10 protein-coding genes and 3 pseudogenes are annotated in these 12,432 nt (G+C 45.2%); 10 read left to right on the top strand and 3 right to left on the bottom strand.

Annotated elements, in window-relative coordinates; all coding sequences use genetic code 11:
• From NDI42_RS27575 to NDI42_RS27540, 8 genes and pseudogenes are all read left to right on the top strand, one after another.
• Nucleotides 1–106: pseudogene (locus NDI42_RS27575) on the top strand (IS1 family transposase); the annotation flags it as partial.
• A 52-nt stretch (nt 107–158) separates the two neighbouring features.
• Nucleotides 159–395, top strand: a pseudogene (locus NDI42_RS27570) (IS1 family transposase); the annotation flags it as partial.
• Between the two features lie 116 nt (nt 396–511).
• Nucleotides 512–1,792 (top strand): MFS transporter, encoded by a 1,281-nt coding sequence (locus tag NDI42_RS27565; RefSeq protein ID WP_190452361.1) that lies wholly within the window; start codon nt 512–514, stop codon nt 1,790–1,792.
• Between the two features lie 412 nt (nt 1,793–2,204).
• Complete coding sequence (locus NDI42_RS27560; protein ID WP_190452360.1) at nt 2,205–2,477, top strand: hypothetical protein; 273 nt, start codon at nt 2,205–2,207, stop codon at nt 2,475–2,477.
• 293 nt (nt 2,478–2,770) lie between these two features.
• A complete protein-coding gene (locus NDI42_RS27555) occupies nt 2,771–5,971 on the top strand; it encodes a peptidase domain-containing ABC transporter (RefSeq protein ID WP_190452358.1) in 3,201 nt (1,066 codons plus the stop codon).
• 290 nt (nt 5,972–6,261) lie between these two features.
• Nucleotides 6,262–7,953, top strand: a complete 1,692-nt coding sequence (locus NDI42_RS27550; protein ID WP_190452356.1) for a beta-barrel domain-containing protein — start codon at nt 6,262–6,264, stop codon at nt 7,951–7,953.
• 36 nt (nt 7,954–7,989) lie between these two features.
• Nucleotides 7,990–8,439 (top strand): HetP family heterocyst commitment protein, encoded by a 450-nt coding sequence (locus NDI42_RS27545; protein WP_190452354.1) that lies wholly within the window; start codon nt 7,990–7,992, stop codon nt 8,437–8,439.
• 252 nt (nt 8,440–8,691) lie between these two features.
• Complete coding sequence (locus NDI42_RS27540; RefSeq protein ID WP_190452351.1) at nt 8,692–8,916, top strand: hypothetical protein; 225 nt, start codon at nt 8,692–8,694, stop codon at nt 8,914–8,916.
• A 594-nt stretch (nt 8,917–9,510) separates the two neighbouring features.
• Here NDI42_RS27540 and NDI42_RS27535 read toward each other — a convergent pair.
• Entirely contained in the window at nt 9,511–9,726 is a 216-nt protein-coding gene (locus tag NDI42_RS27535; protein ID WP_190452350.1) for a hypothetical protein, read from the bottom strand.
• 18 nt (nt 9,727–9,744) lie between these two features.
• Nucleotides 9,745–10,197, bottom strand: coding sequence for a hypothetical protein (locus NDI42_RS27530; protein ID WP_348231828.1), 453 nt, complete (start codon nt 10,195–10,197; stop codon nt 9,745–9,747).
• A 492-nt stretch (nt 10,198–10,689) separates the two neighbouring features.
• On the opposite strand from NDI42_RS27530, the gene NDI42_RS27525 reads away from it, so the two are divergent.
• Both NDI42_RS27525 and NDI42_RS27520 read left to right on the top strand, forming a co-directional pair.
• A complete protein-coding gene (locus NDI42_RS27525) occupies nt 10,690–11,430 on the top strand; it encodes a peptidylprolyl isomerase (protein WP_190452346.1) in 741 nt (246 codons plus the stop codon).
• A 72-nt stretch (nt 11,431–11,502) separates the two neighbouring features.
• Nucleotides 11,503–11,697, top strand: a complete 195-nt coding sequence (locus NDI42_RS27520; RefSeq protein WP_190452344.1) for a hypothetical protein — start codon at nt 11,503–11,505, stop codon at nt 11,695–11,697.
• 284 nt (nt 11,698–11,981) lie between these two features.
• On the opposite strand, the pseudogene NDI42_RS27515 reads toward NDI42_RS27520, so the two are convergent.
• Nucleotides 11,982–12,317: pseudogene (locus NDI42_RS27515) on the bottom strand (transposase); the annotation flags it as partial.
• Nucleotides 12,318–12,432 lie beyond the last annotated feature (115 nt).

Here is a 12,432-nt window from a genome sequence, read left to right as displayed (position 1 = left end):
ATCTCGCCTAGTCCGAAAAACCTTGTCCTTTTCAAAATCGTTGGAGAACCACATTGGTGCTATCTGGTACTTTATCCATCACTACAATGCATCATTACTTATGTAGCACTACCAATTATTTTAGTCTATAAATAACATTATCCTTTCAGCAACGCCCACAACGTTTAGAACGCACCAACGGGATTGTCCGGCAGCAGACAGCTAGGTGGCATCGCCGACAAAACAAATTTGGCAAGGTGTGGGAGCAGACAAAAGTGGCTACGCGACTGGTAGTAAGCTACTTTAACTGGATTTGGGAGCATAGTCGCTTAGGGACAACTGCCGCCCAGCGGGCTGGGGTGGCGGATACTTCTTGGAGTTGGCATAATTTTGCCGTTTATCCCACACTTTGTTAATGCACAATCCTTGGTTACTTCCCTCCGTTGACAGAGGGATTGCAGTAATTTTTTAAGTAACTTTACAAAATATAATATATGCTCCTGTAGGTTTGAGGCAAAAACGACCAAGGTATATGAAGAGAAATCCTATCAAACTAATGCCTGTTCTCCCGGCATTGAAATCGAGAAATTATCGGTTATTTTTTGGAGGTCAGGGGCTTTCTCTAATTGGAAGTTGGATGACTCAAGTTGCTACGATTTGGCTAGTTTATAGCCTGACTAATTCCGCATTATTACTCGGTTTGGTGGGATTCGCAGGTCAATTTCCTAGCTTTATTCTCACCCCTATTGGGGGTGTTTTAGTAGATAAATTCCCCCGCCACCGGATCTTAGTCATTACTCAAATACTTTCTATGATCCAATCCTTAGCGCTTGCTTTTATAGCGTTTACAGGAATAGTAAATATTTGGCATCTGATATTTTTGAGTATATTTCAAGGAGTTGTCAGCGCCTTTGATGCGCCAGCCCGTCAAGCTTTCGTGCCAGAAATCGTAGAAAGAAAAGACGATTTAGCGAATGCGATCGCTCTTAATTCTTCTATGTTTAATGGAGCCAGATTAATTGGCCCTGCTATTGGAGGACTACTTGTTGCTTCAGTTGGATCTGCTTACTGTTTTTTAATTGATGGACTCAGTTACATTGCTGTGATTGCTGCTTTATTAGCAATGAAGCTTAAGCCCAAAAAACTCAACGTTACAAATACTCATCCTTGGCAGAGATTGAAAGAAGGATTTGTATATACTTTTGGGTTTCCACCCATTCGCGCCATTATCCTGTTGCTGGCTTTAGTCAGCTTTATGGGAATGCAATATACCGTTCTCGTGCCAATTTTTGCCACTAAAATTCTTGGCGGCGGTGCTGAAACTTTAGGTTTTCTAATGGCTGCTTCCGGAGTTGGAGCGTTAGTAGGTGCGGTTTATCTAACTACACGACAAAGCGTTTTAGGGCTAGGAAAATTCATTGCTTATTCACCAGCCTTTATGGGAATTGGGCTAATTGGTTTTTCTTTATCCCGCATACTGGCGCTTTCTCTACTGATGATGTTAATCGTGGGATTGGGTTTTATTATGCAATTTACATCTAGTAACACAGTTGTTCAAACAATTGTCGAAGATGATAAACGCGGACGGGTGATGAGCATCTACACAATGGCATTTTTTGGTGTCGTTCCCTTAGGGAATTTATTTGCTGGTAGTTTAGCAAATCAAATAGGCGCGCCCAACACATTAATTATTGCTGGCAGTTTTTGTATCTTAGGCTCGTTACTTTTTGCTAAAGAATTGCCTACTTTAAGGCGATTAATCCACCCAATATATACAAAAATTGGTGTAATCAAACCTCAGCCCAATTCATAATTACAACAGAAACTTTCAGCCTGCATACCAACAAATGGATTCAGTCAAAAGTAGGTTGGGTTGAGCGCCAGCGAAACCCAACGAAATATAATCATTCTTTAGGTAATGCTAACCTCAACGCAACTCAATACTTCTCAGATAAACGACAATTGGAGAGCAAGTAGTAGGGCGACAAGCTTAATTTGCTGGGTTTGCTGAGGGATAAAAAGCTTGAAATTTAACCTTTTCCACATTTGTTCAACCCAGCATTTTAGCCTAGACGCGCTACTACCTTAAGTGCCCAACCGTGTGAAGGGCTTATACCGTGCAGGTAGTAGACGATCCTCTCCGAGAGCAAACCGCACGAGAAGCCCTGCTGTTCCTCGGTTGCTTTCACTTCGGAGCAGCAGCACTACCTGACTAACTGGCACCTTTGTTGCAAAGACGCATTCAAAAACAGCAAAATCCTTATCTCCCCAATTCTTTAGCTTGGGCAACCTGGTTAATTGCCCGACGGGGAGGATGGTCGGGTTATCGTTCCCAGCGTCCCCTGGAATGCCCACTCTGGTTCATGGTCTGCGGCAGTTGGATGTCGTTTTTCCGCGGATGGAAACTTGCTCAGACTCCACTTGTGTGTACATTGGCATTTCCCGTAGTGCCTCTAGATGTCTTTGCCATCAAAAAGAATCTGTTACAGATGTTTTAAATCATCATGTCTTAAATGTTCCAATTTTCTGGCTTAGTTTAGGTAGGCATAAAAATATAAAATTGTCTTATAACTTCTGTTAAAGCTCTTCATATTTTTTATCATGAAACCAAAATAAAGATTTTATAAACTTGGAGTAAAGATTTGATAAATTTTTAGAGGCTATATTGACAGCACCTACGTAAATTCACTAATACATGATCAAAGGGGAAATGCCGTTACCCTTTTCTTAGTGTTTTTAACAAAAACCTAAAACGAACAAAGTTAAACTTTGAAAGCTAAGAGGCTAATAAATGAATCGGATGTTAGGATTGCCAGAGCATCCTCCGCCTCGGAACCTTGAGAACGCTTCCCATAGTCTTGCAAATATCCTCAACCTACTGAGGCTATCTCAATCAGATCCCAATCAGGCATCGGAATTTAACCAAGTGTTTGAAATGTGTGAGTTTCAACTTGGCGATCCCTTGGTTAGCTATTATGTATCCCCTCTCTCAGGGAATTCCGTTCATGGTGAACCAGATCGAGAAAACACTGATTGGTTTTATATAATTTGCCAAGGTCGGGTACGGCTGCTTGGTTTTGATGCTACGCAGGGAAGAGAAGTTTCCGCTCTAGTACTGGAAGCAGGCGAAACTTTTGGTGCAGAAGCTTTATTCGGCAATATGGAGCTACAAAGCGCCCTAAGCGTAAGGATGCCAAAAGCGATCGCTGCTAGTGTAGGTGTAGCAGCAAGGATTCCAATTGCACAATTGGAAACTTGGTTAGAGCGACTTCCCAATCTGAGAGACTACTTGCTGAAACTCTCTCAGGAGCGGCAATGTCTAATTTTCTTAAAAACCGCTACAGAATTGCGATCGCTTCCCAGCCTAAGTCTGCGGCAACTCTTACCCTACCTAGTAGAAATACGGATCTCTGCTGGAGAGTCGCTGGAGTATATTCCCGCAGAAACGGGTCGCTTCTGGCTTGGAAATGGGCAAATTCAAGGATTGCAGCCACCAACAGTAGGAGAAAGCTGGGGATATCCAAATCCAACGCCCACAGATTGGGTTGCACAGACAGATTTAGTGGTTTACCATCTGCCCATACAACATTGGGAAGCAGCGATCGCGATCGCGCCGGTTTTAGCAGTTGTATCCAGCGATAGTGCTAGCAACGGATATCAAAAGCTAACGACTCATCAGGCGGTAATGCCGATTCATCGCGTCTGTGTCAATCCTCAGCCGTCACTGAATAACGGACAAACTCCCCTTTCGTCATTTTCATCAACAGGAGGAAAAGAAGAGGGAACAGACAACCAACAACCAATTGCTTTTCCCAAACCATTAAAGCCTCGGCGATTGTTAGGACAACGCTATCCATTCATTCAACAGCAGAGTACCGCCGATTGCGGTGCCACTTGCTTAGCAATGATCGGACAGTATTGGGGCAAACGGTTTAGCCTGAATTCCCTCCGCAATCTAGCTGGCGTAGGGCGTTCCGGTGCCTCCCTGACTAAAGGCTTAGCTACTGCTGCCGAAAGCGTCGGGTTTCATGCGCGTCCCGTGCGGGCTTCTTTAAGCCGCTTGGTAGATCGGACTAACCCTTGGATTGCCCACTGGCAAGGCGATCATTATGTCGTTGTCTACCAAATCAAAGGGAGGCGCATCCTGATTGCCGATCCCGCAGTAGGCAGGCGATCGCTCTCCCTAGAGGAATTTCAAGCCAGTTGGACGGGATACGCCCTACTCCTCGACCCCACAGAACGACTGCAAACCGCGCAAACCGACCAGAAACACTCCCTCAGTAGCTTCTGGGGCGTACTTTGGCCTTACCGCTCCCTAATTGGGCAAATTATCTTAGCATCTTTGCTAATTCAGATTTTTGGACTGATTACCCCCCTATTTACTCAAATCATTCTCGATCGGGTTGTTGTCAACAAAAGCTTCATCACCCTGCACGTCTTCGCCATCGGGTTGCTGCTGTTCGGCGTTTGGCGCATCGGTCTAACTGCCATTCGCCAATACTTGCTGGACTATTTTGCCAACCGATTAGACCTTACCTTGATTGGTGGCTTTATCAGCCATACCCTAACCTTACCCCTGAAGTTTTTTGAATCCCGTCATGTGGGAGACATTATCACGCGGGTGCAGGAAAACCAGAAAATTCAGATATTTCTAACGCGCCAAGCTGTCACCGCTTGGTTAGACGCCTCAATGGCAGTGGTTTATGTGGGGTTGATGGCGTATTACAACTGGCGTTTGACACTCTTGGTTTTGGCGCTGATTCCCCCGATTGCGATTTTAACCGTTGTGGCGAGTCCATTCCTCAGAAAGGTGTCGCGGGAAGTCTTTGCTGAGGAAGCGGCGCAAAACTCTTCCCTCGTGGAAATGATGAACGGTGTTGCCACGGTAAAAGCAGCAGCAGCAGAGCGAGAGTTGCGCTGGCGTTGGGAAGATCGTTTGACTGGGACGTTAAATGCGCGATTTCGCGGTCAAAAGCTGGCGAATGGCTTGCAAGCAACTGGCGGCTTAATTAATACCTTGGGTAGTACCGCATTGCTTTGGTACGGAGCCACACTGGTAATCCAAGAGCAGCTCACTATCGGTCAATTTGTCGCATTCAATATGCTGATTGGCAATGTTATCAGCCCCGTGCTGGCGTTAGTGAACCTTTGGGATGAACTGCAAGAAGTGATGGTTTCTGTGGAACGGCTGAATGATGTATTTTCAGCCCAACCTGAAGAAAATCCCCAACAACCTCTACTCGTTTTGCCTCAGCTGCGGGGCGAGATGAAGTTAGAAAATGTTACGTTCCGCTACTCTCAGGAGCAGGAGCGCAACACGCTGCAAAATATTTCCGTTGAGGTGAGCGCTGGGCAAACCGTGGCGATTGTAGGGCGCAGCGGTTCCGGCAAAAGTACCTTAGTCAGTCTGCTACAAGGTTTATATCACCCCACCAGCGGTCGGATCTGTGTAGATGGACACGATATTCGCCACGCTTCTCCCCAATCGTTACGAAGGCAGTTGGGTGTGGTGCCGCAAGAATGTTTTCTGTTTTCGGGAACTATTATAGAAAACATCACGCTTTACGCTGACGAGTATACGCTAGAGCAAGTGGTGGAAGTTGCTAAACTGGCAGAAGCCCATGCGTTTATTCAAGATATGCCCTTGGGATACAACACGAAAGTTGGGGAACGGGGTACAAATCTCTCTGGAGGACAGCGACAACGGATTGCGATCGCTCGTGCTTTACTCGGCGATCCTCGCATCCTGATTTTAGATGAAGCCACCAGCTCTCTAGATACAGATTCCGAACGCCGATTTCAGCAGAATCTTGCTCGTATTAGTCGCGATCGCACGAGTTTTATTATTGCTCACCGACTGTCTACCGTTCGCGGAGCCGATTGCATCCTAGTGCTAGATCGAGGCATTTTGGTTGAACGCGGCACCCACGAGGAACTAATTGCGCTGCAAGGTCTTTATTATCACCTAGCGCAACAGCAGCTCGATCTTTAATCCAACTTGCATACCTCGGATAACTCTCGATGTTCTTGGGTTCTGAATCAATACATCTCGGTTAACGATGTTTAGTCCAAGGAGATCCCCCTAACCCCCGTAAAAGAGGGAGGTTAGGGGGATCAAGCCTTAACCAAAAAGTATTGGGTTCTGAATTGGCAACTAGAAGAGGTGAGCCAAAGATTGAGCCATCAACCCGATAGAACTCAGGCAATCTATAAGGCAATTCTGGATAAATCGAGGTAATACAAGGCTATTGACGCTGAATTTCTTAATTCTGCCTGACTAATATGGAAAAACGAATCGTACCGATTTCCAACTCAGAGTCCTTTAACCCGCCAGCCACATTATCGGCTGCTGTTGAGAATAGCTGGGAAGACCTTCCCGTAGACCTATCTGACGATAGAAGTAGTGAGGCTGCATCTATCTATGGAGGTACAGCTGTCTCCGTACAAAGTCCCCAATCAGAACCCAAATCTTCTGGCTTTTCACTCCGCACTAGAGCCGGAAGCCAAGAGCCGAAACACTCAGCACCTGCTTCGGGCAACTGGTCTACTTCCCTACAAAATGTGCTGGAAGAGCCGCCTTCAACACTTCCCCAAAAACTGGTATTGGGAGGGTTAGTTTTTTGTGCGGCATTTGCTGTGTGGGCTTGCTTTGGGCAAATTGACGAAGTGGGACACGCCCAAGGGCGATTAGTGCCTAAAGGGGAGGTTTATAAAATTGACCCGGTGGAAATGGGCAAGGTTGTTAATATTGCCGTCAAAGAAGGGCAAGCGGTGAAAGCCGGGCAGATGTTGGTGGAACTGGATACTCAAATTGCTGCTGGTGAAGTGGAACGGTTAGAGCAAATGCTGGGAACCAACCAAATCGAGTTAAGCCAGAAGCAAACGCTTATTGAAAAAATGCGTCAAGAAAGCGGAACTCGTGCGGAAATTGCTAAGGCGGACGTTGAGGCTGCTGCTGCTGCGATCGCCCAAGCTAACGCCAAGACAGCTGCTTCCCAAAAGCTGCTGACTGAATATCTGGCGGATACAGCGGCAAATCAGGCAAGACTAGAACGCCTAAAACCGCTCTCCGGTACGGCACAAGAACTGCTGGTGCAACGGCAAGCGGATGCAGCGGCGGCGGCTGAGGAAGTGGAACGGCTTAAGCCTCTGGTGGAAGAAGGTGCGATCGCCAAAAAATATCTGTTTGATTCCCAGCAAGTTTTACGCGATCGCCAAAGTGCTATTACCAAAAACAAGCTGGAAGAGGATACGGGTGTCAAGGAACAACTGTTTCAAGCCGAGCAAGCATTACGCGATCGCCAAAGCACCATTACCGAAACCCAAGGCGAACTCCAGCAAACTCAAGCCCAAGCCGAGCAACTGCAAGCACAGCTGCACCAGAAGCAAGCCGAAGCACGCCGAACGCAGTTAGAGGCACAGCAGCAAATTCAGCAACTGGAAGTAGAAATCACCCAGCTCAAAGCTAAAATTGCTGAAAATAAAAATCTGCTTACCAGTGCTAAGAGCAAGCTAAAACAGCGGTTTCTCTACGCTCCCGTAGATGGTGTCGTGTCATCCCTCAACATCCACAACACAGGCGTTGTTGTGCAACCTGGACAGACCGTTGCCGAACTGGCTGCTGACAAAGCACCTCTAATTTTATTGGCTAGCTTGCCCAATCAAGAAGCAGGCTTTGTCAAGACAGGAATGTCGGTGCAAATCAAATTTGACGCTTTTCCTTATCAAGACTACGGTACCGTTTCCGGGAAGGTACTATCCGTATCCCCCGATGCTAAACCCGATGAACGACTCGGCGCGGTTTATCGGGTGGAAGTCGCGCTAGACCGTAACTCTGTCACCGCCAATAATCAAACCATCCACTTTAAGGCGGGTCAGACAGCGACCGCTGATATTATCATCCGGCATCGTCGCATCGCCGACATCTTGCTAGATCCGATCCGGCAGGTGCAAAAAGGCGGCATCAATTTATAAAACGCAAAAAACAGTTTAGTAAAAAGGGCGATCGCTATGACTTATCGAATTCCCTGTTCTAATCCCAATCTTGACAAAACCATAAATCCCGAACAGTTTAATCAAGTCGTCGAAGCTATCCTAGCTGGAAAATATTCCTGGGCTTGTGTTTTGCTTCTACGGTTTTCTGGTTACAATCCTTTACAATACATCCCCTACCGTACATACAACCGATTGCTCAAAGAAAACTGCCAAATTGGCAGACCAAGCCAACGGGAAGGGGATAGTATAAACACAGATAACCAAAGCGCTGCCGCTCGGTCTGAGAACCTATCTCCGCATAATTGCTTAAGCAAAATTACGGATTTGGGTTATCTAGAGACGGTTAGCGAACCACGTTCCCACCTCAGGGGCGGCAATCTAGAGCAGGGGTTTGTCTTCTCCAATCCAGAAGACACTCCGGTGGAAGTGGTGCCACCGAAGAAGCCTTGGTTCTCTATTTTTTAAAGGGGAAGCTGCTTCAAAAGTTTCAACAACTACATTCAATTTAATTAAATATACGCAACAGTTTTATTTTGTTGCTTAACTAATGCCTAGTTCATTTCTCTCAAGAACTAGGCTTTTTTTATTGGCTATATATACGGGTTGTTACATAAATAAATATGCCAAAATGGCAACACTCTTTTAGTCTACTTAGCTACAGTATTCATAACAGCCAAACAGGCTAATCAAACCAACCTTTTGAACGAGGACACAGCCATGAATATTTCCGATTTAGATATTTTGGAAGTCGTTTCTGAAGAAACCAGCATTGAAGGTGGATACGCCAATGCATATGCATCTGCATCAGCAAATGCATCTGGAACCTACTACAGCTTCACGTCTACCGGAACTTATACCAGTGCTTCTAGTAGCTACAACTACTGGTACGGGCCATCCTCTTTTTCCTCCTCAAGCTCTGGCTCAAGCTCATCTGCATCTTAAGCAGAGATTTGCCGAAATTGCTAGTTAACTATAGAAATCGCTGAAGGCTGAAGAATTGAAGATGAAAAAAAGCTTTCAGCGATTTTTATCACTAAAAGGAGGGAGGTATAAGTCAATTAGAAAATTGACGTTCTAAGTTTCTGTGAGAATCAACTTCCTAGTAATAGCGAAGTATTCAGGGGGAAGAGGAATTACTGTTTCCTCCCCTAGTGGTAGAAGTAGCTGGTCAGCTAGCTCTGACTCTGCTCGTAGCGCACAGGCTATTTTAGAGATTTTTTCTTTGACAAAAGCACTGGGGACTTTGGCTATGTAATCGGAGCTGGATACTCTGCCTCTATCAGCGACGCAGCATCTGGCGCTCTGGCTAATGGTAGTACCTATGCCTTATGATTTGCCGGAGCTGGTACTTTCTCAAGCTTATGTAATTTTGGTTTAAATAAATAAGCTGTTGATTAGAAACGCTACAAAAATGCATGTTCTAATCAATGGCTTAAAGTCGGTTTTTCAACTTTTTTATAGCCAAAACTTCCTACTTCCTCTTATCTCTATTAATAAGGAGATAGCGATGATTAGCTCATCAAATAAAGGCGTTTTCTATCTTTGCATACTCGGAAGCATAGTAGTTACTTTTGCTTCTCCTTCCCAAGCTAACCCGATCCCCAGTTTCACTCCTCCTAATTTCACTCCTCCTAATTTCACTCCCCCTAGTGGCATCGCCCCTAGTGTCAGCAGTAGTTCCAGTAGCTCTAGTTCATCCTCATCTTCAGGCGGTTCTGGTAGCAGTAGTAGTGCAACAGCAACCTCGCCCACAGGAACCAGTAGTAGTAGTCAGACAACGTTCACTCCCGGAGCAACCTCCAGCAGCGCTAGCGCTACAGCAACTGCGACAACAACCGCTCCTCCTACTACTAGCACCACAGCAACAGCACCCGCTCCCGTATCTCCGAATCCTGGGGCAACTGTAACTGTACCTGCACCCGCACCCGCCGCCGTATTTACTAATTCCGGAGCCGCGCTCGCACCTGCACCCGCACCCGCCGCCGTATTTACTAATGCCGGAGCCGCACCCGCCAGTGTAAACGCACCCGGTGCCGTATTTAGTAATTCTGCTGCCGCCACCAGTGTAGACACACCCGGTGCCGTATTTAGTAATTCTGCTAGTTCTGTAAGTGTGGTAACACCGCCATCTGTAAGAACATTTTCATCGGCAACAACATCCATCAGCACCTTTTCCTTGCCATCGTCTCTCCCAAACAGCACCGACATTGGCGCTGGCAACAAACAAAATCGTGTTGAGGATAATCCAGATAGTAACAGGCAACAAATTCCTTACACAATGATAGGAATACCCAGCCGCGTTTTTCCAGGTTTAGGTCTGAGGGCAGTTCCCATGAATTCTAACTAATATTAATGTGGAATAGCACTTAAATTTTGAGCCGTGAAATAAATTTCCGGCTCCTTCACAGGATGTTTGAAAAGTAGTATGGGTATCTAGTAGGGGCTTTCGCATTCGGTAAAGAAGCTATTGGAAACGGCGATAAACCATCGCCTGTACGCATCAGCCTTCCTCTAGGGTATGCTTCGCCCCTATATCTTAATGGTGTTACAACCGACTTCGAGAGACATTCTCTAATACTAAGTTAAAAACACCTCATCTTTAGGCATGAGGTGATTCAGTATTTCACAAGGTTTCTGCGATTTCATGGTTGTAGAGAAGTAGGAATGAGTAATAATGAGTTAATAACCACTGTGTTTGGATAAATAAAACTTAATATGAACGATTTTTCAGGGTCATCCGTTAAAGTGGATGAAATTGTTAGTTTCCTGAAAAAAGACATACAGTTAAAAGAAGTATGTCAGAAGATTTTATATCAAAAAATTATTACCCAAGCTGCTCAGGAAAGAAGTTTAGCCGTCACGCCAGAGGAAATTCAGGCTGAGGCGAACAAGCTGCGTTACGCCAAGCGTTTGGAGAAGGCTGCCGATACGTTAGCATGGCTAGCCGATCAGATGATCTCTCCGGAAGACTGGGAGGCAGGAATTTGCGATCGCCTGATTGCTAAAAAATTAGCAGAGAGTCTTTTTGCCAAAGAAGCAGAGAAGTTTTTTGCCCAAAACAAGCTGAATTTTGACCAAATCTTACTGTATCAAATTATTCTTCCTGATGAAAGACTTGCCCAAGAACTCTTCTATCAAATTGAAGAACGGGAAATTAGCTTTTATGAGGCAGCTCACCTTTATGATATTGATGAGCGGCGTAGACATCAATGCGGTTATGAAGGCAAGCTTTACCGTTGGAGCTTTAAGCCAGATATATCAGCGGTTGTCTTTAGTGCCAAACGAAAAGAGGTGTTTGGCCCAATTTCCACCGACCAAGGTTATCATCTGTTTATAGTTGAAGAGTTTATCCCAGCTCAATTAACGCCTCAAACACATCAAGAGATCGTGGATGGGATGTTTAAAGAGTGGCTAGCTAGCGAGCTAAACTATATGCTACATAGCACAACAGCTTAAAAAAGCTACCTCCCTAAATATTTCGGGTTGGGGTAATTTAAAAGATTATTAGCCTATAAATAAACATTGATTATGAGCCAGTCTAGAATCTTAATCCAACGGGTAGTTTCACCAGATGGAAAAAGCGTTGCGTCAGCCAAGAGCATAGCGATCGCATCTGGCGCTGAGAGTACAATTAGTCAAACCGTCACCGTTCAAGTTTCTTCTAGCAAGGGTTGTAGCAGTAGCTCAACATCTAGTACCTCTAAATATACACAAAAAAACTAAACATCAAGAAACCCGTTTTCCTAGAGAAAACGGGTTTTTAAGTCGAGGTTTAAACTTCTTGCTCCAAGTCAGAAGAAAGGTTAAAGGAGAAGGGGAAGAAAGATTACTTGGTTTTTCCGTTTTTACTATGCTTTCCTAGCAGGAGCAGCTTTTCCCTTTTCCTCCTATTGCAAAAGGGACTTTTGTAATAGGTTTATTCCTACGTTTATTTCTATCTACCCCTTTATCTACTTAGGGCTTGCTGAATAAATAATGGAAGACCCAGAGAAGGCTTGATTAGTGATTCAAGCCGACAATAATATAAGTTTTTGTTTTTCCTCATTTATCGAGCCATAGCTTTTGATGATGGACAGAGCGAAAACAAGTGTTGTTGTCGCAAATCGACAAAAAAACACACAAAAAAACCGCCTGATAGCGGTCGAAAGATTCATGACTAAAAAACTAATAGCAATGGCCGTTTCCGAAGTATTTGGAAGTTTAGCCATCACCCGAGCAAGGCTAAATCTTCGCTTTCCTTGCCCAAATTTTCCCTCAATCGAATTGCGAACTTTCTCCGAATCTAGAGCTTGCTTCTTGGTTTCCAGGCTGACCTGGGCTGGCGGTCTTCCTAATGGCGGACCACCTGACTGCCTGACACATCTTTGTAGATGCTTGGTAGATCAAGGGTGACAGGTTAATGAACGGATGCGAGAGAACCAAATCTGGTCATAGAAATCATGCTCAGCCCGTTTAGAT

The sequence above is a fragment of the Funiculus sociatus GB2-C1 genome, assembly GCF_039962115.1.
GTDB lineage: Bacteria > Cyanobacteriota > Cyanobacteriia > Cyanobacteriales > FACHB-T130 > Funiculus > Funiculus sociatus.
Note: the sequence above shows the minus strand (reverse complement) of the source record. Positions and strands in the feature narration are given on the sequence as shown.

Bases quoted from the DNA above. Each gene is read 5' to 3' on its own strand.
- NDI42_RS27555 (WP_190452358.1), top strand. From the start codon at position 2,771: ATGAATCGGATGTTAGGATTGCCAGAGCATCCTCCGCCTCGGAACCTT.
- NDI42_RS27565 (WP_190452361.1), top strand. From the start codon at position 512: ATGAAGAGAAATCCTATCAAACTAATGCCTGTTCTCCCGGCATTGAAA.
- NDI42_RS27540 (WP_190452351.1), top strand. From the start codon at position 8,692: ATGAATATTTCCGATTTAGATATTTTGGAAGTCGTTTCTGAAGAAACC.
- NDI42_RS27550 (WP_190452356.1), top strand. From the start codon at position 6,262: ATGGAAAAACGAATCGTACCGATTTCCAACTCAGAGTCCTTTAACCCG.
- NDI42_RS27520 (WP_190452344.1), top strand. From the start codon at position 11,503: ATGAGCCAGTCTAGAATCTTAATCCAACGGGTAGTTTCACCAGATGGA.
- NDI42_RS27545 (WP_190452354.1), top strand. From the start codon at position 7,990: ATGACTTATCGAATTCCCTGTTCTAATCCCAATCTTGACAAAACCATA.
- NDI42_RS27525 (WP_190452346.1), top strand. From the start codon at position 10,690: ATGAACGATTTTTCAGGGTCATCCGTTAAAGTGGATGAAATTGTTAGT.